At 73.2% G+C, this 22,092-nt stretch carries 16 protein-coding genes and 1 riboswitch; of the genes, 14 read left to right on the top strand and 2 right to left on the bottom strand.

Features of this window, described 5'->3' with window-relative positions; translation table 11 throughout:
• Window positions 1–4 precede the first annotated feature (4 nt).
• The 5 genes from C1C97_RS02450 (at window position 5) to cobA (ending at window position 5,580) form a co-directional block, all read left to right on the top strand.
• The gene (locus C1C97_RS02450; protein WP_233542672.1) at window positions 5–1,081 is read left to right on the top strand and encodes a FecCD family ABC transporter permease; all 1,077 of its coding nucleotides are present in this window, start codon (window positions 5–7) and stop codon (window positions 1,079–1,081) included.
• Complete coding sequence (locus C1C97_RS02445) at window positions 1,078–2,139, top strand: FecCD family ABC transporter permease (RefSeq protein WP_233542671.1); 1,062 nt, start codon at window positions 1,078–1,080, stop codon at window positions 2,137–2,139. Before C1C97_RS02450 ends, C1C97_RS02445 begins: the two co-directional genes overlap by 4 nt.
• Window positions 2,136–3,143 carry an ABC transporter ATP-binding protein gene (locus C1C97_RS02440; RefSeq protein ID WP_121029877.1) on the top strand — a complete coding sequence of 336 codons (1,008 nt, stop codon included), beginning with the start codon at window positions 2,136–2,138 and terminating at the stop codon, window positions 3,141–3,143. The genes C1C97_RS02445 and C1C97_RS02440 overlap by 4 nt, the downstream gene beginning before the upstream one ends.
• A complete protein-coding gene (locus tag C1C97_RS02435; protein ID WP_121029876.1) occupies window positions 3,140–4,174 on the top strand; it encodes a siderophore-interacting protein in 1,035 nt (344 codons plus the stop codon). Before C1C97_RS02440 ends, C1C97_RS02435 begins: the two co-directional genes overlap by 4 nt.
• 107 nt (window positions 4,175–4,281) lie before the next feature.
• Entirely contained in the window at window positions 4,282–5,580 is a 1,299-nt protein-coding gene (gene cobA, locus C1C97_RS02430) for a uroporphyrinogen-III C-methyltransferase (RefSeq protein WP_121029875.1), read from the top strand.
• A 2-nt stretch (window positions 5,581–5,582) separates the two neighbouring features.
• On the opposite strand, the gene nirB is transcribed toward cobA, so the two are convergent.
• Window positions 5,583–8,234: a nitrite reductase large subunit NirB gene (gene nirB, locus C1C97_RS02425; RefSeq protein ID WP_121029874.1), complete on the bottom strand. Its 2,652-nt coding sequence runs from the start codon at window positions 8,232–8,234 to the stop codon at window positions 5,583–5,585.
• A gap of 118 nt (window positions 8,235–8,352) precedes the next feature.
• On the opposite strand from nirB, the gene nirD reads away from it, so the two are divergent.
• From nirD to ndk, 5 genes are all read left to right on the top strand, one after another.
• The gene (gene nirD / locus C1C97_RS02420) at window positions 8,353–8,748 is read left to right on the top strand and encodes a nitrite reductase small subunit NirD (RefSeq protein WP_325048934.1); all 396 of its coding nucleotides are present in this window, start codon (window positions 8,353–8,355) and stop codon (window positions 8,746–8,748) included.
• A gap of 282 nt (window positions 8,749–9,030) precedes the next feature.
• The gene (ileS, locus tag C1C97_RS02415) at window positions 9,031–12,342 is read left to right on the top strand and encodes an isoleucine--tRNA ligase (RefSeq protein ID WP_110920479.1); all 3,312 of its coding nucleotides are present in this window, start codon (window positions 9,031–9,033) and stop codon (window positions 12,340–12,342) included.
• Complete coding sequence (locus C1C97_RS02410; RefSeq protein WP_110920478.1) at window positions 12,339–13,709, top strand: bifunctional folylpolyglutamate synthase/dihydrofolate synthase; 1,371 nt, start codon at window positions 12,339–12,341, stop codon at window positions 13,707–13,709. Before ileS ends, C1C97_RS02410 begins: the two co-directional genes overlap by 4 nt.
• 30 nt (window positions 13,710–13,739) lie before the next feature.
• The gene (locus C1C97_RS02405) at window positions 13,740–14,183 is read left to right on the top strand and encodes a DUF4233 domain-containing protein (protein ID WP_110920477.1); all 444 of its coding nucleotides are present in this window, start codon (window positions 13,740–13,742) and stop codon (window positions 14,181–14,183) included.
• Window positions 14,184–14,311: 128 nt separating this feature from the next.
• Complete coding sequence (gene ndk, locus C1C97_RS02400) at window positions 14,312–14,725, top strand: nucleoside-diphosphate kinase (protein WP_110920476.1); 414 nt, start codon at window positions 14,312–14,314, stop codon at window positions 14,723–14,725.
• 73 nt (window positions 14,726–14,798) lie between these two features.
• Here the strand turns inward: ndk and C1C97_RS02395 are convergent, their stop codons facing one another.
• Complete coding sequence (locus C1C97_RS02395) at window positions 14,799–15,476, bottom strand: vitamin K epoxide reductase family protein (RefSeq protein WP_233542670.1); 678 nt, start codon at window positions 15,474–15,476, stop codon at window positions 14,799–14,801.
• A gap of 449 nt (window positions 15,477–15,925) precedes the next feature.
• Between C1C97_RS02395 and C1C97_RS02390 the strand changes: the two genes are divergently transcribed.
• The 4 genes from C1C97_RS02390 to rpmA all read left to right on the top strand — a co-directional run bounded on the left by C1C97_RS02390 (window position 15,926) and on the right by rpmA (window position 22,089).
• Entirely contained in the window at window positions 15,926–19,351 is a 3,426-nt protein-coding gene (locus tag C1C97_RS02390; protein ID WP_121029873.1) for an Rne/Rng family ribonuclease, read from the top strand.
• Window positions 19,352–19,448: 97 nt separating this feature from the next.
• Window positions 19,449–19,542: riboswitch (TPP riboswitch) on the top strand.
• Window positions 19,530–21,233, top strand: coding sequence for a bifunctional hydroxymethylpyrimidine kinase/phosphomethylpyrimidine kinase (locus C1C97_RS02385; protein ID WP_121029872.1), 1,704 nt, complete (start codon window positions 19,530–19,532; stop codon window positions 21,231–21,233). (Overlaps the previous riboswitch by 13 nt.)
• A gap of 246 nt (window positions 21,234–21,479) precedes the next feature.
• Entirely contained in the window at window positions 21,480–21,791 is a 312-nt protein-coding gene (rplU, locus tag C1C97_RS02380) for a 50S ribosomal protein L21 (RefSeq protein WP_012398198.1), read from the top strand.
• 43 nt (window positions 21,792–21,834) lie between these two features.
• Entirely contained in the window at window positions 21,835–22,089 is a 255-nt protein-coding gene (gene rpmA / locus C1C97_RS02375; RefSeq protein WP_012398199.1) for a 50S ribosomal protein L27, read from the top strand.
• Window positions 22,090–22,092 lie beyond the last annotated feature (3 nt).

Raw genomic sequence — 22,092 nt, 5'->3', positions numbered from 1 at the left:
CTTCGTGACCGGCAGCACCACTCTGGCCCGCTCCGACGCCCCGCGACCCGCCCGTGCGGCGCGTCCGGGGCGTCGTGGCGCGCTGTGGGCCGCCCTGCTCGCGGTGCTGCTCGTGGCCGTGGTGCTCTCCATCTCGTGCGGGTCCCGGCCCATCGGACCGGCCACCACGTGGCACGCGGTCCCGTACGTCCTCACGGGGCACGCGGACGCGGTGCCCGGGGTGGCCCCGCTCGACGGCGCCGTGGTGCAGACCCGCGTGTGGCGCACCGCCGCGGGCGTGCTCACGGGCGCGGCGCTCGCGGTGGCCGGTGCCCTGCTGCAGGGGGCCACGCGCAATCCCCTGGGGGACCCGGGGATCCTGGGTCTCACCGCGGGCGCGGCCTTCGCCGTGGTGACCGGCGGTGCCCTCCTCGGGCTCTCCGGCGTGGTCAACCAGCTCTGGCTCGCCGCGGCCGGCTCCGCGGTGGCCATGACCGCGGTGTACGCACTGGCCGCGGTGGCACGCGGGGGCGCCCGTCCCGTTACGCTGGCGCTCACGGGTGCGGCCGTCTCCGCCGGGCTCACCGCGCTCACCAGCGCGATCCTGCTCAGTCACCAGGCCACCTTCGACACCTTCCGCCGCTGGCAGGTGGGGGAGCTGACCCGCCCGGACGGGACCTTCCTGCTCCTGGCCGCTCCCGTGGTCCTGGTGGCGCTGGTGCTCGGGTGGTGGCTCGCCCGCTCCCTGGACACCCTCAGCCTCGGTGACGCCCTGGGCCGCGGACTCGGGACGCACCCCGCCCTGACCCGCTCGCTGGTGGGTGTCGCGGTGGTGCTGCTGGCCGGCACGGCCACCGCGCTCGTGGGACCGCTCGTGTTCTGCGGGCTGCTCGTGCCCCACGCGGTGCGCGCCCTCGTGGGCGTCTCCTACCGCAGGGTCGTGCCGGCGTGCCTGCTGGCCGGGCCCGGCATCGTGCTGCTCGCGGACGTGGTGGCGCGCGTGGTTGTCCCGGACCGGGAGATCCAGGTGGGGATCGCGCTCGTGGTCATCGGTGCGCCGGCCCTCGTGGCCGTGCTCCGCGGCCGGGCGGTGGCCACGTGAGCGCCGCCGCGGTCCTGCACCCGCACGGGCCCGCCGACGACGCCGTGGCGGCCGTCCGCGCGGGGCGTCTGCGCACCCGCCGCCGCACCCGCGGGGTCACGCTGCTGCTGCTGGCCGCCCTGACCGCGGCCTCCTTCACGCGGATCGCACTGGGCAAGTACGTGGTGGCCGTCCCGGACCTGGCCGCGGTGCTCACGCACACGTACTCCGGTCCGGCCGACTACATCGTGTGGCAGATCACCCTGCCGCGCACCGTGCTGGGTATCCTCACCGGCATCGCCTTCGGCCTGGCGGGCCACCTGTTCCAGCGCGTGCTGCGCAACCCCCTGGCATCCCCGGACATCATGGGCGTCTCCTCCGGGGCGGGGCTGGGAGCGGTCGTGGCCATCACCGTGTTCGGACTGTCCGGGGCGGCGGTGACCGCGAGCTCGCTCGCGGGCGGGTTCGGGCTCATGCTCGCAGTCATCCTGGCCGCCGGTGGCACGCGGGCGAAGATCGGCACGCTGGTCCTGACGGGCGTGGCCGCGGGCGCGCTCACGGGTGCCGCGATCAACGGGGTGCTCACCCGCGCGGACGTCTACGCGGCCCAGGACGCCATGCAGTGGCTGACCGGGTCGCTCAACGCCGCCTCGTGGGCGGACATCGCCCAGGTGGGGTTGGCCCTGCTGGTGCTGCTCCCGGTCTGTGCGCTGCTGAACCCGGCCGTGGACACACTGGCCACCGGGGACGCGCTGGCGGCCGGCCTGGGAGTGCGGGTGCAGCCCGTGCGGCTCGCGGCGCTCGCGCTGGCCGTGGTGCTCGTGGCCGTGGCCGCGGCCACCGTGGGTCCCGTGGCGTTCGTGTCCTTCATGGCCGCGCCCATTGCGCGCGGACTCGGCAGGGGAGCCGGTCACGCCCACCACGCCGCGCTCGTGGGGGCCGTGCTGATGGTCGGCTCCGACTACGTGGCGGCCGAGGCCCTCCCGGGCCTAGCCCTTCCCGTGGGTGTGGTCACCGCCGCGGCCGGGGCCCCCGTGCTGCTGTGGCTGCTGATCGGACGAGGGAAGGCGGACGCATGAGGTCCACGAACGAACCGGTGAGCCCGAGCGGCGCGGGGGAGCGGGCGGCGTCGTCGGACGTGGTCGTGCGCGATCTCACCGTGGGCTACGGCGGTGCGCCCGTGCTGCGGGACGTCACCGTCACGTTTCCCGCCGGGCGTGTGACCGCGCTCGTGGGCGCCAACGGCTGCGGCAAGTCCACGCTGCTCAAGGCGTGCGCGCGGCAGCTGACGCCCACGGCCGGCACGGTCATGCTGGGGGCCGAGGACGTCAGCGCCTGGCACCGCACCCGCTTCGCCCGCACGGTGGGCTTCCTGCCGCAGGACCCGGTGGCACCCGAGGGGGTGAGCGTCCAAGAATTGGTCTCCCGGGGACGCCACCCGCACCGCGGTGCGTTCGGGCGCTGGCGCGCGCAGGACGACGCCGCCGTGGCCGAGGCCCTCGAGCTCACCGGGCTGAGCGCGTTCACGGACCGGCAGGTCGGCGACCTCTCGGGCGGGCAGCGCCAGCGCGTGTGGATCGCCCTGGCGCTCGCCCAGCAGACGGACGTGCTGCTGCTCGACGAGCCCACCACGTACCTGGACATCGCCCGCCAGGCGGACGTCCTGGACATCCTCTGCGAGCTGCAGCGCAGCCGCGGGATCACCCTGGTGATGGTGCTGCACGAGCTCTCCCTGGCCGCCCGCTACGCGGACCTGATGGTGGCCATGAAGGACGGCGCGGTGGCGGCCCGGGGCTCGGCGGCGGACGTCATGACGGACGCGGTGCTCAGCGACGTGTTCGACATGCGGGCCCGCGTGCTGCACGACCCCGCAACCGGCGCGCGCGTGGTGATCCCCCTGTCCGCGCCGCGGCCGGGTCGGGACCCCCTCACCGGGCCGCGACCCACGACGACCCCCTCACCCGACCCGGTTCCGCCCACCCCGCCGCCCGCCGACCCGGCGGCGCACCGGGGAGCCGCACGGTCCGGTGGAACCGGTGGGCTCCCCGCCCGCCCCGACGATCTCGATGAGGTGCACCCATGACGGAACTGGCGTGCGTGAACGCCACGGTCACCCGCCGCGAACGGATCAGCGAGCACCTGGTGCGCGTCCGCGTGGCGGGAGAGCAGCTGCGGAGAATGCCGTGGGGCGCGCAGGGCCCCGGGCCCCGCGCGGACGCGTACCTCAAGGTGCTGATCCCGCCCCGGCGCGGTGCCTCCGTGAGGGTAGACGTGGACGACATGGCCCGGTGGCGCCGGGAGTTCATGGCCGCTCCGCCCGAGCGCAGCGGCTGGATGCGCACCTACACCGTGCGTGACGCCGCCACGGTGGACCTCGCGGGCACCCCGGTCCCGGAGCTCGCGATCGACGTGGTGCTCCACGGGGACCCCGAGCACGGGATGGGCCCCGGCGCCACGTGGGGGGACACCGTGCGCGAGGGGGACACCGCCCAGCTGCTGGTGCCCGCGGGCGAGAGTCCGTGGTGGGCCGCGTGGGACGAGCACCGCGCCGCCGCGCAGGACGTGGTGATCGCCGGGGACGAGACCGCGCTGCCCGCGATCTCCGCGATCGTGGACGGCATCGACCGGGGGGTCCACGTGAACCGCCCGGCGGACGCCGAGTTCGTGCCCCCGCGCTCGGTCACCGTGGCCGTGGAGGTCCCCACCGCGGGCGACGCCGTGCCCGCCGCCGGGCCGCGCGCACTGGCCGCCGCGGCGTCGTGCGGTGAGCACACCGTGCGCACCGTCCTGAGCGGCGGCACCGAGCTCGTGTGGACCTGGCTGCCCCGGGGCGCACGGGGCCGGAACCTGGAGCTTGAGCTGTGGCTGTGGGACCGGCTCTCGGAGCGCGCCCGGCGCTACTGGGCCACGGGCCACACGGAGCTCGCCTCGTGGCAGGACGACACCGAGTTCGTGTGGAACACGGCCCGTCCCGAGGGCCACGGCACCTACTGGTTCCTGGCGGCGGAGTCCGCGGCGGTGAAGTCCCTGCGCCGGATGTGCGTGAGCGGTGGCGTGCCCAAGACGGACATCTCCTTCATGGGGTACTGGAAGCAGGGCGCCGCCACGGAGTGAACCACCCCGCACGAGTGTGACGTCCATGTGACGGAGCGGGCGGGACGGACCCCCGCCCGCGTAGCATGGCGCGAGTCCTCGTCCCGCCGCACCAGGAGCTCCCGCCCATGACCTACCCCCTGGGTCTGAACCTCTCCGGTCGCCGGGTGCTGGTGGTCGGCGGCGGGCCCGTGGCGGCCCGGCGGGTGCCCCCGCTGCTCGCTGAGGGGGCACTCGTGGAGCTCGTGGCTCCCCGGGTCCAGGACGACCTCGAGGCGCTGGCCGCCTCGGGCGCCCTCACCTGGCACGCCCGCGGCTTCGCTCCCGACGACGTGACGGGCGCCTGGCTGGTGCTGGCCCACACGGACTCCCCCGCGGTCCAGCAGCTCGTGCGGCGCACCGCCGAGGAGCGTCGGGTCTTCTGCGTCACGGGTGGCGACGCCGCGGCGTCCAGCGCGTGGGTCCCGGCCGTGGCTCGCGCGCACGGGGTCACCGTGGCCGTGAACGCGGCGGCGGACCCCCGGCGCGCCAAGTCCGTGGCCGCGTGGGTCGCGGCCCGGCTGGAGACCGGGGAGATCCCCGTGCGGGCTCGGCGTTCCCGGGAAACCGCACCGGACGCGACCGCCCCCCAGGCTGCGGGACCGGCGGCCCCGGTGCTGCCCGGTCGTGACCCGTCCGCCGATCTCCGTGAACCCCACGCCCAGGCCCCCGGGACCGTGGCCCTCGTGGGCGGCGGCCCGGGGGACCCCGGTCTGCTCACCGTGCGCGGCCGCTACCTGCTGGCGGGCGCGGACGTGGTCGTGGCGGACCGGCTGGGCCCCACGGACCTGCTGCCGCACCTCGCCGAGCACGCCGAGATCATCGACGTGGGCAAGCGCGCGGGGTACCACAGACTCACGCAGGACCGGATCAACCAGACCCTCGTGGAGCAGGCGCGGCGGGGCCGGAAAGTGGTCCGGCTCAAGGGCGGGGACCCCTACGTCTTCGGCCGCGGCGGGGAAGAGGTGGAGTTCTGCCACGCCCACGGCATCGCCACGGAGGTGGTCCCCGGGGTCACCTCCGCGATCTCCGTGCCCGCGGCCGCCGGGATTCCCGTGACGCACCGGGACATGGCGCACGGCTTCACGGTGATCACCGCCCACGAGGAGCTGCGCCACGTGCCCTACCGCGAGGGCCACACGCTGATCCTCATGATGGGTGTGCGCGCCCTGGCGCGGCACTGCGAGACGCTCGCGGCTGCGGGCTACCCGCAGGACACCCCGGTTGCCGTGGTCGAGCGGGGCTGGACCCCCGCCCAGCGCACCACGGTGGGGGAGCTGGCCACCATTGCGGCGCTCGCCGCCGAGCGCGGCGTGACAGCCCCCGCGGTGATCCTGGTGGGCCGAGTGGCCGCACTGGGCGAGGAGACCGCCGCACCGGGGGAGTGAGGCTACGGCTGCCCCACCGGGATCCTGGCCCCGGACACGAGCACCCTGTGACCGCGCCCCGCCTCGGACTCGGAGACCTCCTCCCGGGTGGCGGGGCGGATCTGGTCCCGCTCGAGCACGTACATGCGGGCGGCCTCGTCCGCGGGGTCACCCTCGGGCTCGTTCACGAAGGCCCGGAAGCGGCGCATCCGGGCGGGATCCGCGAGGGTGGCCGCCCACTCGTCCTCGTAGGCCGCCACGTGGCGTTCCACTTCCGCCTCGAGGTCCGCGCAGATCCCCAGGGAGTCCTCGACGATCACGCGGCGCACGTGCGCCATGCCCTCCCCGTAGGTCTCGTCCAGCTCCTCGAGCCAGCGCGCGGTGCGCTGCAGCCGGTCCGCGGTGCGGATGTAGTACATCAGGTAGCGGTCCACGTAGCGCAGCAGCTCCTCTCGCGTGAGGTCCTTGGCGAACAGCCGCCCGTGCGCCGGGTTGGAGCCGCCGTTGCCGCCCAGGAACAGGTTCCACCCGTTGGTCGTGGCGATCACCCCCACGTCCTTGCCCTGCGCCTCGGCGCACTCGCGGCTGCATCCCGAGACCCCGAACTTGAACTTGTGCGGTGAGCGCAGGCCCCGGTAGCGGTTCTCCAGGTCCACGGCGAGCGCCACGGAGTCCTGCACACCGAAGCGGCACCACGAGCTGCCGATGCAGGACTTCACGTTGCGCAGCGCCTTGCCGTACGCGGAGCCGGACTCGAAGCCCGCGGCCACGAGCTCCCGCCAGATCTGCGGCAGCTGCTCGAGCCGCGCGCCGTAGAGACCGATCCGCTGGGCGCCGGTGATCTTGGTGTAGAGCCCGTACTTCTCGCCCACGGCGGCCAGTGCCGCCAGCTTCCGCGAGGTGATCTCACCTCCGGGGATGCGCGGGATGACCGAGTAGGTACCGTCCTTCTGCATGTTGGCCATGTTGCGGTCGTTGGTGTCCTGCAGGGTGCCGCGCCCGCCGTCCAGCGAGTAGGCGTGCACCTGGGAGTGCAGGATCGACGCCACCGTGGGCTTGCACACCGCGCAGCCGTCCGGGCCGGTGCCGAAGCGCGCGAGCACCGCCTCGAAGTCCTCCAGACCTGCCACGCGCACGGCCTCGTAGAGCTCCGGGCGGGACATCTCGAAGTGTTCGCACAGGGCCTTGGACACGGACAGCCCGAGCGCGGCCATCCGCTGCTTGAGGGTCTTCTCGAGCATCGGCACGCACGAGCCGCACTGGGTGCCCGCGCTGGTGCAGGCCTTCAGGGAGGCGACGTCGCGGTGGCCGGCGTCCACGGCGGAGCGCACCGCGCCGAAGTCCACGTTGTTGCACGAGCACAGCACGGCGTCGTCGGGCAGCTCGATGTCCCCGGGCCCGGCCCCGCCGCTCGCCGAGAGGTAGGCGCTCGGCTCGGCGGGCAGCTCTCGGCCCAGCAGCGGCCGCAGGGAGTCGAACGGTGAGACGTCGCCCACGAAGACGCCACCGAGCAGCGTGGTGGCGTCCCGGGAGGTGACGATCTTCTGGTAGATCCCCCGCACCGGATCGGAGTACACCACTTCGAGGCAGTCCGGGGTGGTGCCCAGGCGGTCGCCGAAGTCCGCCACCTCCACGCCGGAGAACTTGAGCCTGGTGGTCACGTCGAAATTCGCGACGGCGCTGTCCCCGCCCGTGAGGTTGTCCGCCGCGGCCTCCGCCATGGCGTTGGCCGGGGCCACGAGTCCCCACGTGCGGCCCAGGATGTCCGCGACCTCGCCGATCGCCCACACGTGCGGGTCCTCGGTGCGGCAGTGGTCGTCCACCGTGATCCCGCCCCGGGCGCCCACGGCCAGACCGGCGTCCCGGGCGAGTTCGTCGTTGGGGCGGATCCCGGCGGCCATGACCACGAGGTCCGCGGCCACGCTGCGCACCTGGGACTCGTCCCCGAGCGACTGCGCGAGCGAGACCGAGACCACCCGCTGCGCGGGGTCCAGGTTCACGGAGGAGATGAACGCACCGCACTCCACGCCGATGCCCGTGCCGCGGATCAGGTCGTTGACGGTGTGCCCGCCCGCCCGGTCCAGCTCCACGGACAGCAGCCAGGAGGCCACGTCCAGGATGGTGGGATCCGCACCCACGTGCTGCAGGCCCTGCGCGGCCTCCAGCCCCAGCAGGCCACCGCCCACCACCACGGCGCGGGGCCGACGCCCCAACCGCTCGGTGAGTTCAGCGACCTCCCGGACCATGGCCCGGACGTCGTCCACGCCGCGGAACACGTGGGTGTGGTCGGAACCGGGGATGGGGATCACCGCGGCCCGGGAGCCCGTGGCGAACACGAGCTCGTCGTAGGGGTGCGTCTCACCGTGCTGGTCCGTGACCGTGCGGTGCTCGCGGTCCAGGCGCACGGCCCGGGTGCCCGTGCGCAGGGTGACGTCCGGGTGCTCCCACAGGGTGCCGTCGCCGAGTGTGAGGTCCCGGTCCGGGTCCTCGAAGAGCTGCTCCAGGGCCACGCGGTCGTACGGGGCGTGGGGCTCGTCCATGAGCACCGTGATGCGCTGCCCGGCAGGGCCCCGTTCGGTGAGCGCGCGGACCAGGCGGAACGCGGCGGGCCCGCCCCCGAGGATCAAGATCGTGTGCGCCGGGGTGGCCCCGGTGCGGTCGGTGGGCGTTGTCATGGGGTGGTCCTCCGCAGCTGACTGGGCGTCCCGTGCCCGTGACGGACACGACACTGCTAGATTAGCGCCGACAATGCGCACTGTGACGGCGCCCGCGCGGCGCGGTGGGAGGCACGGCATGGACCGCATGACCAGCCCGGACGACCGGACCGCACGTCCCGGCACCCCCGGCACGGCTCCCGACGCCACCGGGTGGGTGGACGTGTGCGCGGTCTCGGACCTCGAGGTCAACTGGGGTGAGGCGGCCATCGTGGCCGGGCACGAGTACGCCGTGTTCCGCACCAACGACGACCGCGTGTTCGTCACGGACCACCGCGACCCCCGCTCCGGTGCCCTCGTGATGGCCCGCGGCATCGTGGGCCGCCACGGTGAGCGGCACACCGTGGCCTCACCCCTCTACAAGGAGACGTACGACCTCGCGACCGGCGAGTGCGTGGCCGGCGGCGACCACCTCCTGCCCGTGCACCCCGTGCGACTGCGGGACGGGCGCGTCCTGCTCCGTCCCGCCGACTGACGCCCGCCCGCGGACCCCGCGCGCTATCATGGAGGCGTGCGCCCCGTGCGCATGGGCACTGATCCGGCCATCACCGGGGAGCCCCTCCGGAAGAACGGGCTCCCGCGGGCCTCAGTAGAACCGGACGACTCGGGTCCGTGACAGCCCCCAACGAGCGGCTCGCGGCGTCGTCGGCATCCCCGGCGGCGCGGCGGACAAGCGAGGTGGTACCGCGCCACCGGCGCCCCGTGCGCCCGAGCGTCCTCGCATCCTGAACCGTCGTCCCACTCAGGATGGAGCACCGTGTCCGACTCATTCGTGTACCCCAAGGCGAGCACCGACCCCGACGCCCAGGGCGTCCCCGCGGCCCCGCGCCTGCCCGCGGTCGAGGAGCGCGTCCTCGACTACTGGAAGCGGGACGAGACCTTCCAGGCGAGCATCGACCAGCGCGACAGCGGCGCGGACGGCTCCAACGAGTTCGTCTTCTACGACGGCCCTCCCTTCGCCAACGGCCTGCCCCACTACGGACACCTGCTCACCGGCTACGTCAAGGACCTCGTGGCCCGCTACCAGACCCAGCAGGGCCGCCGCGTGGAGCGCCGCTTCGGGTGGGACACCCACGGGCTGCCCGCCGAGCTCGAGGCCATGAAGCAGCTCGGGATGACGGACAAGCAGGACATCGAGGCCATGGGCATCGACACGTTCAACGACGCCTGCCGCGCCTCCGTGCTCAAGTACGCCTCCGAGTGGCAGGACTACGTGACCCGCCAGGCGCGCTGGGTGGACTTCGACAACGACTACAAGACGCTGAACCCGCAGTACATGGAGTCCGTGATCGGCGCGTTCAAGGCGCTGGACGACAAGGGCCTCGTCTACTCCGGCTACCGCGTGCTGCCGTACTGCTGGAAGGACGAGACGCCGTTGTCCAACCACGAGCTGCGCATGGACGACGACGTCTACCAGATGCGCCAGGACACCTCCGTCACCGTGGCGTTCCGGCTCTCCGAGGACACCTCGTGGGCCGCGCACCCGGAGGTCGCGGCCGAGCTCGCGGGCGCCGAGGCCATTGCGTGGACCACCACGCCCTGGACCCTGCCCACCAACGAGGCGCTCGCGGTGGGCCCCGCCATCGACTACGTGCTGGTGCCCGGCGCCGGGGAGCTGGCCGGGCGCCGCTTCCTCGTGGCCGCAGAGCTTGCCGGGAACTACGCCAAGGACCTCGGCTACGGGGACGTCGAGGACCCGGCCGCCGCGGTGCGCGAGGCCGTGACGGCGCACTACACGGGCGAGCAGCTCGCGGGCCTCCGCTACGCCCCGCTGTGGGACTACTTCACGGACGACGAGCGCTTCGGCACCGCCAAGGCCTGGCAGATCCTCGTGGCGGACTACGTGACCACCACGGACGGCACGGGCATCGTGCACCAGGCGCCGGCCTACGGCGAGGACGACCAGCTGGTGTGCGCCGAGCACGAGATCCCCGTGGTGCTCTCCGTGGACGAGGGCGGCCGCTTCCACGACCTCTTCACGGACGAGTCCCTGGCCGCCGGCGCCCCGCTCGCGGGACTCGCCGGGCACAACGTGTTCGACAAGGAGGTGGCGCGCACCGTGATCCGGGACCTGCGGGCCCGCGGTGCGCTGCTGCGCGAGGCGTCCTACGAGCACTCCTACCCGCACTGCTGGCGCTGCCGAAACCCCCTGATCTACCGCGCGGTGTCCTCGTGGTTCGTGAGCGTCACGGCCATCAAGGACCGCATGCTGGAGCTGAACCAGCAGATCAACTGGATCCCCGGCAACGTCAAGGACGGCCAGTTCGGCAAGTGGCTCGAGAACGCCCGGGACTGGTCCATCTCCCGCAACCGCTACTGGGGCTCGCCCATCCCCGTGTGGGAGTCCAGCGACCCCAACCACCCGCGCCGCGACGTCTACGGCTCGCTCGCGGAGCTCGAGGCGGACTTCGGGCGCCTGCCCCGCAACGCCTCCGGCGAGGTGGACCTGCACCGTCCCTGGATCGACGAGCTGACCCGTCCCAACCCGGACGACCCCACGGGCACGTCCGTGATGCGCCGCGTGCCCGAGGTGCTGGACGTGTGGTTCGACTCCGGGTCCATGCCCTACGCGCAGGTGCACTACCCCATGGAGAACCGTGAATGGTTCGAGACCCACAACCCCGGGGACTTCATCGTGGAGTACATCGGCCAGACCCGCGGCTGGTTCTACACGCTGCACATCCTGGCCACCGCGCTGTTCGACCGCCCGGCGTTCCGCAACGTGATCTCCCACGGGATCGTGCTGGGCTCGGACGGGCAGAAGATGTCCAAGTCCCTGCGCAACTACCCGGACGTCAACGAGGTCCTGGACCGGGACGGCTCGGACGCCATGCGCTGGTTCCTGATGTCCTCGCCCATCCTGCGCGGCGGGAACCTGGTGGTCACCGAGCAGGGCATCCGCGACGGCGTGCGGCAGATGATCCTGCCGCTGTGGAACGTCTACCACTTCTTCGGCCTCTACACGAACACCGCCCGCGGGGGAGAGGGCTACGACGCCCAGCCGCGGTACGAGGCCGAGCACGTGATGGACCGCTACATCCTGGCCGAGACCGGCGCCCTGGTCACGGACGCCAAGCGGGCCTTCGACGAGTACGACATCTGGGCCGCCGCCGAGCGGCTGCGCGCCTACATGGACACGCTCACCAACTGGTACGTGCGCCGGTCCCGCGAGCGCTTCTTCGCCGAGGACACCGAGGCGTTCGACGTGCTCCACACGTGCCTCGAGACCGTGTGCCGCGTGGCCGCCCCGCTGCTGCCGCTCGTCACCGAGGAGATCTGGCGCGGCCTCACCGGTGGCCGCTCCGTGCACCTGACCGACTGGCCGGACGCCTCCCTCTTCCCGCGGGACGAGGCCCTGCTCACCGCCATGGAGCGCACGCGCGCCGTGTGCTCCGCGGGCTCCGCGCTGCGCAAGGCCAGCAGCCTGCGTGTGCGCCAGCCGCTCGCGGGGATGACCGTGGCCGTTCCGGGCGCCCAGGCACTCGCGGGGACCTTCCAGGACATCATCGCGGACGAGCTGAACCTCAAGTCCGTCACCCTGGTGGACGCGGCCGAGGTCTCGGCCGCCGACTACGGCATCTCCCAGGAGCTCAAGGTCAATGCGCGAGCCGCCGGCCCCCGGCTGGGCAAGCAGGTGCAGCAGGTCATCAAGGCCACCAAGGCGGGCGACTGGTCCGTGACCGAGGACGGCGGCGTCGTCGCCGGCTCGGTGGCCCTGGAGGAGGGCGAGTACGAGCTCGTCACGGTGGTCGACGACGCCGCGGCGTCCTCCGCGCGCGCCGTCACCGTGCTGCCCGGCGGCGGCTTCCTGGTCCTGGACACCGAGCTGACCGACGCGCTGCGCGCCGAGGGCGTGGCTCGGGACATGGTCCGCGCCATCCAGCAGGCCCGCAAGGACGCCGGGCTGGTGGTCTCTGACCGGATCCGCACCACCATCCACGCGGATGCGGAGACCCTCGCCGCGGTGGACGCCCACCGCGAGCTCGTGCAGGGAGAGACCCTGAGCCGCGAGCTGGAGCTGGTCGAGGCCACGGACCTGGACGTCGCCGTGGCGGTGGTGGACGCGTGAGCCAGAACGCCGAGCACGAGAACTTCGCCTCCGTGGAGGAGATCTACCAGCACCTGCTGGGCCGGGCGCCGGAGCACCGGATGGCTCCGCGCCTGGACGCCATGGAGCTCGCGGTCTCCGCACTGGGGGATCCGCACCGCAGCGCACCGGTGGTCCAGGTGACCGGGACCAACGGCAAGACCTCCACCGCCCGGATGGTCGAGTCCCTGCTGCTCGCCCACGACCTCCGGGTGGGCCGGTACACGAGCCCGCACCTGGAGCGCGTGACCGAGCGGATCAGCATCGACGGCGCACCCGTCCCGGACGAGGCGTTCGTGCGGATCTACGGCGAGATCGCCCCGTACCTGGACCTCGTGGACCGGCACCTGGAGGCCGACGGCTCACCCCGGCTCACGTACTTCGAGATCCTCACGGTCCTGGCGTTCGCCGTCTTCGCGGACGAGCCGGTGGACGTGATGGTCCTGGAGGTGGGCATCGGCGGCTCGTGGGACGCCACCACCGTGGCGGACGCGGCGGTGTCCGTGGTCACGCCCATCGGCCTGGACCACACGGACATGCTCGGGGACACGGTGGAGGAGATCGCGCGGGAGAAGGCCGGGATCATCAAGCCCGAGGGCTTCCTGGTCAGTGCCGCGCAGGAACCCGGTGCCGCCCAGGTGCTGCTGGAGCGCGCCCGCGAGCTGGCCGATCCGTTCCGCTTCGAGGGCGTGGAGTTCGCGGTCACCGCGCGCACCACGGCCGTGGGCGGGCAGGTGATCACGGTGCAGGGCCTCGCCGCCGAGTACACGGACGTGATGCTGCCGCTGTTCGGGGCGCACCAGGCGCAGAACGCCGCCGTGGCGGTCGCCGCCGTGGAGGCCCTGCTGGGCGGCGGGGAGAAGCCTCTGAACCCCGAGCTCGTCACGGCGGGTCTGGGTGCGGTCTCCTCGCCCGGGCGCCTCGAGCTCGCGCGCACGGCCCCGCCCGTGATCCTCGACGCCGCCCACAACCCGCACGGTCTGCTGGCCTCGGCCGCGGCGGTGCGCGAGGCGTTCACGTTCGGCAAGCTGAACCTGGTGGTGGGCGTGCTGCGGGAGAAGGACGCGGCGGAGATGTTCCGCGTGCTCGCGGACGAGTACCACGAGTTCGAGCTCGAGCTGTGGTGCACCGCCTCGCACTCCCCGCGGGCCGTGGCCCCGGACGAACTCGCGGAGATTGCCGCGGACATGGGCTTCGACGAGGACGCCGTGCACGTGGCGGAGCGTCTCGACGACGCCTGCGCGGCGGCCATCCAGGACGCCGCCGCGCGCGAGCAGTTCGACGGCGCCGTGCTCGTCACCGGGTCCGTCACCGTGGTGGGTGAGGCCCGTGTGCTGCTCGGACTCTGATTCCCCTCTCGCCCCCATGGAAGGAGCGGCATGGCCCGCATGACCAAGGCGCAACGCGAATGGCGCCCCGACCAGCCCAAGAAGCCGCGCTCGGTCAAGACGATGTTCGCCTCCAGCGTGCTGAGCATCGAGGCGTTCATCGTGTTCTTCGCAGCCCTCACGGCGTTCGGGCTGCTGGCACGGGGCTGGTCCACGGCCCACAAGCTGTGGCTGATGGGCGGTTCGGTGGTCCTGGCGCTGCTGTTCATCCTGCTGTGCGGGATGCTGCGCAAGCCGTGGGGCTATGCCGCGGGGTGGGTGCTGCAGCTCGTGCTGATCGCCACCGGCTTCGTGGTGCCCGCGATGTTCGTGATCGGTGTGCTGTGCGCCCTCGCGTGGTGGTACGCCGTGGTCAAGGGCGGTCGCATGGACCGGGAGAACGCGCGGCGGGCGGAGGGGCAGCGCCGCTGGGAGGCCGAGAACCCGCTCACCTGAGTCCGCGCCCGGCCGAGCGTGCCGCCCGTTGCCACGCGGGCGGCCGCGTTCGTTAGGCTCGACCCGGAAAACCGCACGCGTCCGGCCCCACCGCGGAACGGACACCGCACGAACGTCAAGGAGACCCCATGTCCCAGCGCACCCTCGTCCTCGTCAAGCCGGACGGCGTCGCCCGCGGCCTCACCGGTCAGATCCTCGCGCGCATCGAGGCCAAGGGCTACACCCTCACCCGGCTCGAGCTGATGACCCCGACCCGCGAGATCCTCGAGCAGCACTACGAGGAGCACCGGGGCAAGCCGTTCTTCGAGCCGCTCGTGCAGTTCATGCTCTCCGGGCCCGTGGTGGCCGCCGTGGCCGAGGGCGACCGCGTGATCGAGGGCTTCCGCAGCCTCGCCGGTGCCACCGAGCCCACCACCGCCGCTCCGGGCACCATCCGCGGGGACCTGGGCCGCGACTGGGGGGAGAAGGTGCAGAAGAATCTCGTGCACGGCTCCGACTCCCCGGAGTCCGCCGAGCGGGAGATCGGCATCTGGTTCGCCTGAGCCGTCAACCGACGACGGCGCGTTCCGAGCCCGGGAGCTTGGCACGCGCCGTCGTCGTGTTCCGGGGGCGGTGTCAGGCGAAGATGACCGTGGCGAAGCGCACGGCGATCACGCCGAAGAGCACCACGAGCACGGCGGTGCCGAGCAGCCACGCCCACGCGGCGGAGCCCGCACCCGGGCGAGCAGCTCCGCCGAGCATCCCGGCACGCCGCATCCGGGCGGTGGTGTGGGCCAGCAGGTAGGTCTGCGCGCACCACACGACCATGCAGTACAGGCACAGCGCGTTGATGCGGAACGTGGTCTGCCACCACAGCCAGAGTGTGAACACCGAGCCCGCCGCCGTGCCGAGCCACAGCAGCCACCAGAACCACCGGGCGTAGCGGGCCCCGGCGAGCACGCCCACGGCCACGGCGGCCACCACGGCGTAGGCCACGATCCCGATGAAGGGGTTGGGGAAGCCGAACAGCTCGGCCTGGGGAGTGCGCATCACGGTCCCGCAGGACAACCACGCGTTGATGTCGCAGCTCGTGCGGTGCCCCGCGTCCTGGAAGATGGCCAGGCGCTCCGCGACGAGCACGGCGGCCGCGAGGAAGCCGACGACCGAGAGGATCACCGCGAGGACCGCCCAGGACCGGTCCTCGCGCGCCACCGCTGGAGGGGCGGGATCCGGTGCGGGGGCGGACGCCGGGACACCCCGGGATCCGGGGGTGGCACGGCGCGTGCTGGGGGAGGTGCGGGATGCTGGACTCACGCGCCCGATGGTAGACCACCGGCATGACGGCCACCCGGATCCGCGGGTCGCACGGGCCCGCCGCCGTCGTGGGCGCAACCCCGGCGCACCGCCCGCGAGCTGTGGTCCGCACCACCCGGATGTGCGCTGACCGGTGACGACTGTGAGATACTGCAACTGGTCGGTCCTCAGCCGCACGTGAGGACACCGGCCCGGCAGGAGCACCGAAACCCTCGGCGCGGACCCGCGGCTCTCACAGGATCGAGCGCGTCCGCACCGGGACAAGTTCGCGGTCCGCAGGACCCAGCGGCTCGGGCATCCGCCGGCTCGTGGACGGCGCGCGAGACACACGTCGCGCCCGCGGGTACGACCTCGACTTCCGGCGGCCGCGTGGTGAACACCGGCTCGACCGACCGAGCACACCTCGGGCCCGGGTGCGGGCGGTGTCCCGAGCAGGAGCACAACGGCACATGGAACCTGAACAGGACAACACGGCGCAGTCGCCCTTCGAGGCAGCCGACCCCACCCCCGACGCCGTGGTGGCCGCCGACGGCGACACCGGCGAGACCACGGACTCCGCGCGCGCCACTGCCGAGAGCACGGACCCGGCCCCCGCGGCGACGCCCGCAACGGACCCCGGACAGACCCCCACGACGGGCACCGACCCCGCGGACACCGATCCCACGCGCACCGGGGACTCCGCGGACATCGGGGTCACCGCAGCGGCGGGGTCCGAGAGCCCGGTGCAGCCGGCCCCCACCGCCACCGAGGCGGACGGGACCACCGCAGCCGCGGCCGAGGCGGCGCCCGGGCAGGCTCCCGCGGGGGAGCCCACCACGGCTGACGCGGACCCGGAGACCACCAACACTCCTGGCGCGGACACTGTCGGCGCGGTTACCGCAGCGGCGGCCGAGCCCGCGCCCGAGGACCCGGCGTCCCTGGCGGCCGACGCCGCCGCCGCCGCCGACTCCGGGGCCGCCGAGGACTCCGCGGATCCCGAGCCGCCCACGCAGGAGGACTTCGGCACCTTCGGCCCGGGTGCGTCGCTGATGTTCCACGCCCCGGATCCGGACGAGATCCGCCGCGCCGCGGAGGCCCACGCCGAGCGGCTGCGCGAGCTCGCCCGGGAGCGCGAGGCGCAGCGCGAGGCGGAGCGTGCCGCCCGTCGCGAGAACCGCGAGCAGGACGAGGACGACGACGAATCGGGCAGCGCGTCCAGCAAGCGGCGCCGGCGGCGTCGTCGCGGGGACGAGGACATGGAGCTCGTGGACGAGTCCGACGGCTCGGTCACCCGGGTGCGCGCACCGCGCGGCGCCTCCGAGGGCACGAGCAGCGACGAGGTCACCGGGGTCAAGGGCTCCACGCGGCTCGAAGCCAAGCGCCAGCGCCGCCGTGAGTCCCGCCAGTCCGGGCGCCGCCGCCACGTGATCACCGAGGCCGAGTTCCTGGCCCGGCGCGAGTCCGTGGAGCGCACGATGCTGGTGCGCCAGAAGGAGGACCGGATCCAGATCGGCGTGCTCGAGGACGGGATCCTCGCGGAGCACTTCGTCTCCCACACCACGCAGGACTCACTGATCGGCAACGTCTACGTGGGCAAGGTGCAGAACGTGCTGCCGTCCATGGAGGCCGCGTTCGTGGACATCGGACGGGGGCGCAACGCCGTGCTCTACGCCGGCGAGGTGGACTGGGACGCCGCCGAGATGGGCAACAAGCCCCGCAAGATCGAGAACGCCCTGCGCTCCGGGGACACGGTGCTGGTGCAGGTCACCAAGGATCCCGTGGGCCACAAGGGCGCGCGGCTCACCAGCCAGGTCTCCCTGCCGGGGCGCTACCTCGTGTACGTACCGGGCGGGTCCATGACCGGGATCTCCCGCAAGCTCCCGGACGTGGAGCGCCAGCGGCTGAAGAAGATCCTCAAGGACCGGCTGCCCGAGGGCGCGGGCGTGATCGTGCGCACCGCCGCGGAGGGCGCGTCCGAGACCGAGCTGACCAACGACATCAACCGGCTGCGCTCGCAGTGGGAGCAGATCCAGGAGAAGGCGCGCTCGAACAAGACGCTCGCCCCGGAGCTGCTCTACGCCGAGCCGGACCTCACCATCAAGACCGTGCGCGACGTCTTCAACGAGGACTTCACCGCCATGGTGGTCCAGGGCGAGCAGGCGTGGGACAACATCGAGGCGTACGTGACGTACGTGGCCCCGGACCTGCTGGACCGGCTGCAGCGCTGGACGGAGGACGCGGACCTCTTCGAGCACATGCGCGTGGCGGAGCAGATCCAGAAGGCGCTGGAGCGCAAGGTGTTCCTGCCCTCGGGCGGCTCCCTGGTGATCGACCGCACCGAGGCCATGACCGTGGTGGACGTCAACACCGGCAAGTTCACCGGTTCCGGCGGCAACCTCGAGGAGACCGTCACCAAGAACAACCTGGAGGCCGCCGAGGAGATCGTGCGCCAGCTGCGGCTGCGGGACATCGGCGGGATCATCGTGGTGGACTTCATCGACATGGTCCTCGAGTCCAACCGGGACCTCGTGCTGCGCCGGCTCGTGGAGTGCCTGGGCCGGGACCGCACCAAGCACCAGGTGGCCGAGGTGACGTCCCTGGGACTCGTGCAGATGACGCGCAAGCGCATGGGCACCGGCCTGCTCGAGGTCTTCTCCGAGCCGTGCGAGGAGTGCGCGGGCCGCGGTGTGGTGGTCCACGACCACCCGCTGAAGGGCCGCTCCACCGCCGCGCCGCAGGACCACCGGGGCAACCGCACCGAGCGCAAGCGCTCCCGGCAGAAGCAGCACGAGCAGCCGAAGGACAAGCCGCGCTCCAGCGACCGCGAGGGCTCCGACGACCAGCAGCAGGCCCGCGAGGAGGCCACGCGCACCGCGTTCGCGAACATCGCCGCGGCCTCCAGCCACGAGGACGACGCCGCCCAGCACGGCTCCGAGGGCGGTTCCGGCAGCGGGACGGCGGACGCCGCGAAGGGCCGGGACGCCTCCGGGCAGCAGCCGGGGCAGGGATCCGACCGCTCCTCGGACAGCGGCCACGGTGACTCCGAGGCCGGCCGACGCCGGAAGAAGCGCCGCGGCAAGCGCAGCCGCGGCCGGGGCCAGCAGGGCGAGGACAACGGCTCGCAGCAGGAGTCCTCGCCGCAGGACGCGGCCGCCGACCGGGACGGGACCGACCCCGCCTCCCGCCTGACCATCGGCGGCGAGGTCATCGAGCTCCCGCAGGGTCAGCAGGAGGAGCAGGACCGCCGCACGGCGGAGGAGTCCCTGACCCTGGACTCGCTCTCCGCGGCGTTCTCCGGGGAGGACACCGCGCCGGCCGGATCCGGGACGGGCTCGGGCTCCGACGACGAGTCGCGGAAGAGCGGCTCGGGCCGGCAGCGCCGCGGCCGTCGGGTGGCCACGGCTCCCGGCACGGCCGAACGGCGTGCGGACACCGCCGGCCGGGACACCGCCGCCCGGGACGGCTCCGGAACCCGGGACGCCTCGCGGCACGATTCGCCCGCGCAGCAGGAGCACGCGGTCACGCGCGGCGGAGCCGAGACCACCAAGGACGCGAACCCCGCACGGGGCACGGAGTCGGGCAGCGCCTCCGGGACGCGCGGCACGGGAGCCTCGGCTCCCGCGGCCCGTTCCACCGCGGCGCAGACCGGGACCGGGCAGCCCGCGCAGGAGACCCCGGCCAGGCGGCGTCGTGGTTCCCGCCGGGCCGTCGCGCCCACCGCGGCACCGGGCACCGCCGCCGTGGAGAAGCGCGAGTACTCCGCGGCAGAGGCCGCCGCCAGCAGGTTCACGGCCACGGCCACCCCGGTGACCCCCGCGGCGTCCGACGGCGGGCCCACGGTGGTGGGCGTGGGCGTGAGCGCCCGGGACATCACCATGACGCCCAAGGCGGACTGAGCCCGCCGCGACGACCGCCACCGTGCGGCGTCGCCGGCAGCCCGCTCGACCCGCAGGAGCGCTCGGAGGCATCCGGGCGCTCCTGTGGCATGATCGGGGCACGTGCACGGGGTGCCGCACAGCGGCTGAGAACACACCCGTCGAACCTGATCTGGCTCGAACTAGCGAAGGGAATGCCGTGACCGCCACGCCGTCCGCCCCCGCCCCCCGTGTCCTCTCCATCGCCGGGACGGACCCCACGGGCGGCGCGGGCCACGCCGCCGACCTCAAGTCCGTTGCCGCCATGGGGGGATACGGACTGAGCGTGATCACCGCGGTGGTCGCCCAGAACACGCAGGGGGTGGTGGCCGTGCACACCCCGCCCGTGACCGTGCTGCGGGCGCAGCTGGACGCCGTGGCGGAGGACGTGGAGCTGGACGCCGTCAAGGTGGGCATGCTCGGCTCTGTGGACGTGATCGAGACCGTGGGGCGGTGGCTCGCCGCTGGACGCGCCCCCGTGGTCGTGATCGACCCCGTGATGGTGGCCACCGCGGGCGGTCGCCTGCTGGACCCGGACGCCGAGGACGCCCTGCGCGGGATCCTGCACCACGCGGACCTCATCACCCCCAACCTCCCCGAGCTCGCCGTGCTCGCGGAGCGCCCGGTGGCCACCACGTGGGACGAGGCCCTCGAGCAGGGCCGCGCCGTCGCCGAGACCTTCGGCACGCGCGTGCTCGTCAAGGGAGGTCACCTCTGCGGGGACAGCACCCCGGACGCGCTCGTGGTCCCCGGCCACCCCGAACCGGTCGCGCAGTACTCGGGTGACCGCGTGCCCACCCGCAACACCCACGGCACGGGCTGCTCACTGTCCTCGGCCGTGGCCACCGTGGTGGCACGCACCGGCGACTGGGCCGAGGGCATCGGCACCGCCCGCTCCTGGCTGCGCGGTGCCCTGCGCGCCGCGGACTCCCTCCACGTGGGCCACGGCAACGGCCCCGTGCACCACATGCACCACGTCCAGGACCTGGTCGCGGATCCCGCCTTCGTGGCGGCGGCCTGCGCGGAGCCCGACGACGCCGCACGCGCCGCGGGTGCCCCGGGTCCCGCCGGACCCGCGAGCGGCACGCCCCGGGACGGCGCCGCGCCCGCGGCGGCACCCGCGGCGGCGTCGGGCTCCCCGGAGCCGGGCGCGGACGGCCACGGCGGAGCCGGGGAGCGTTTCACCGACGAGCTCTGGCGGGACTGCCGTGAGATCCGCGAGCGGATCGCGGAGCTGCCCTTCGTCACCGGACTGGGCGACGGCACCCTGGAGCGGGACGCCTTCGAGTGGTACCTGGACCAGGACATGCAGTACCTGGACGCGTACTCCCGCGCTCTCGCGCTGCTCGCGGCCGCCGCGCCGGAGGACACCACCCGCGAGTTCTTCGCCACCGCCGCGGCCGCCGTGGTCACGGGCGAGTCCGCCCTGCACCGCGCCCGCCTGGGGGAGCGGGATCCCGAGCCGCCGTCCGGGACCACGGGCGCCTACGTCGACTTCCTGCTGGCGCGCACGGGGCAGGACGGCTTCGCGGTGGGCGCGGCGGCCGTGCTGCCGTGCTACTGGCTCTACGCCCACGTGGGTTCGGAGCTCACGGCCCGCGCCCGCGCGGCCGGGCTGCAGGGCCACCCGTTCGCGGACTGGCTCGAGACCTACGACGATCCCGAGTTCCGGGCCGCCACGGAGACGGTGCGGGACGTCGTGGACCGCGCGGCGGCACGGGCGGACTCCGCCACCCGGGACGCGATGCGCAGGGCGTTCCTGCGGGCGTGCCGGCTCGAGCTCGAGTTCTTCGCGCAGACCGCGCACGACGCTGCGCACGAACCCGGTGCCGCACCGGGCGGGCACGCGGGCGGCACTCCGTAACTGGCGTGACTTCCGGGGATCGGGTAGTCTGGGCTGTCGGTGCCGGACACCGGTGTGTGCATGGCCGTGTCCATGTGCCCGGAAAACGGCGCGTTCGGGTGAATTTCCTGTGCTGGTGCGATAGCCACGCGATCATGCGGATCGGTCATGGACCACCGCGGCGTGATGTCTCGACATTCGCAGTCCTCAGGAGCCCACCCGACCATTACACGCAGTCCATAGATGTCGAGAGAAGTGAGTTCCCAAGTGGTGTACGCGATTGTCCGCGCAGGCGGCCGCCAGGAGAAGGTTTCCGTCGGAGACCTCGTGACCCTTGACCGCGTCGCCGGCGAGGCAGGCAGCACCGTAGAGCTTCCTGCGCTGCTGCTGGTCGATGGGGACAAGGTCACCTCCGACTCCAAGACCCTGGCCGACGTCAAGGTCACGGCCGAGATCATCGAGGACCTGCGTGGTCCCAAGATCTCGATCATGAAGTACAAGAACAAGACCGGCTACAAGAAGCGCCAGGGTTTCCGCGCCGAGCTGACCACGGTCAAGATCACCGGCATCGACGCCTGAGTCCCCGGTCCCCATACATTTCCAACGAAGGTAGGCACACACCATGGCACACAAGAAGGGTGCGAGCTCCACTCGCAACGGCCGTGACTCCAACGCCCAGTACCTGGGCGTGAAGCGCTTCGGCGGCCAGTCCGTCAACGCCGGCGAGATCATCGTCCGCCAGCGCGGCACGCACTTCCACCCGGGCCTGAACATGGGTCGCGGCAAGGACGACACCCTGTTCGCCCTGGCCGCCGGTGTCGTCGAGTTCGGCACCCGTCGTGGCCGCCGCGTGGTCAACATCCAGACCGCCGAGTAGTCG

The sequence above is a fragment of the Kocuria tytonis genome (genome assembly GCF_003226895.2).
Classification (GTDB): Bacteria; Actinomycetota; Actinomycetes; order Actinomycetales; family Micrococcaceae; genus Kocuria; species Kocuria tytonis.
The sequence above is the reverse complement of the archived record's forward strand: the minus strand, read 5'-3'. Positions and strand labels throughout refer to the sequence as shown.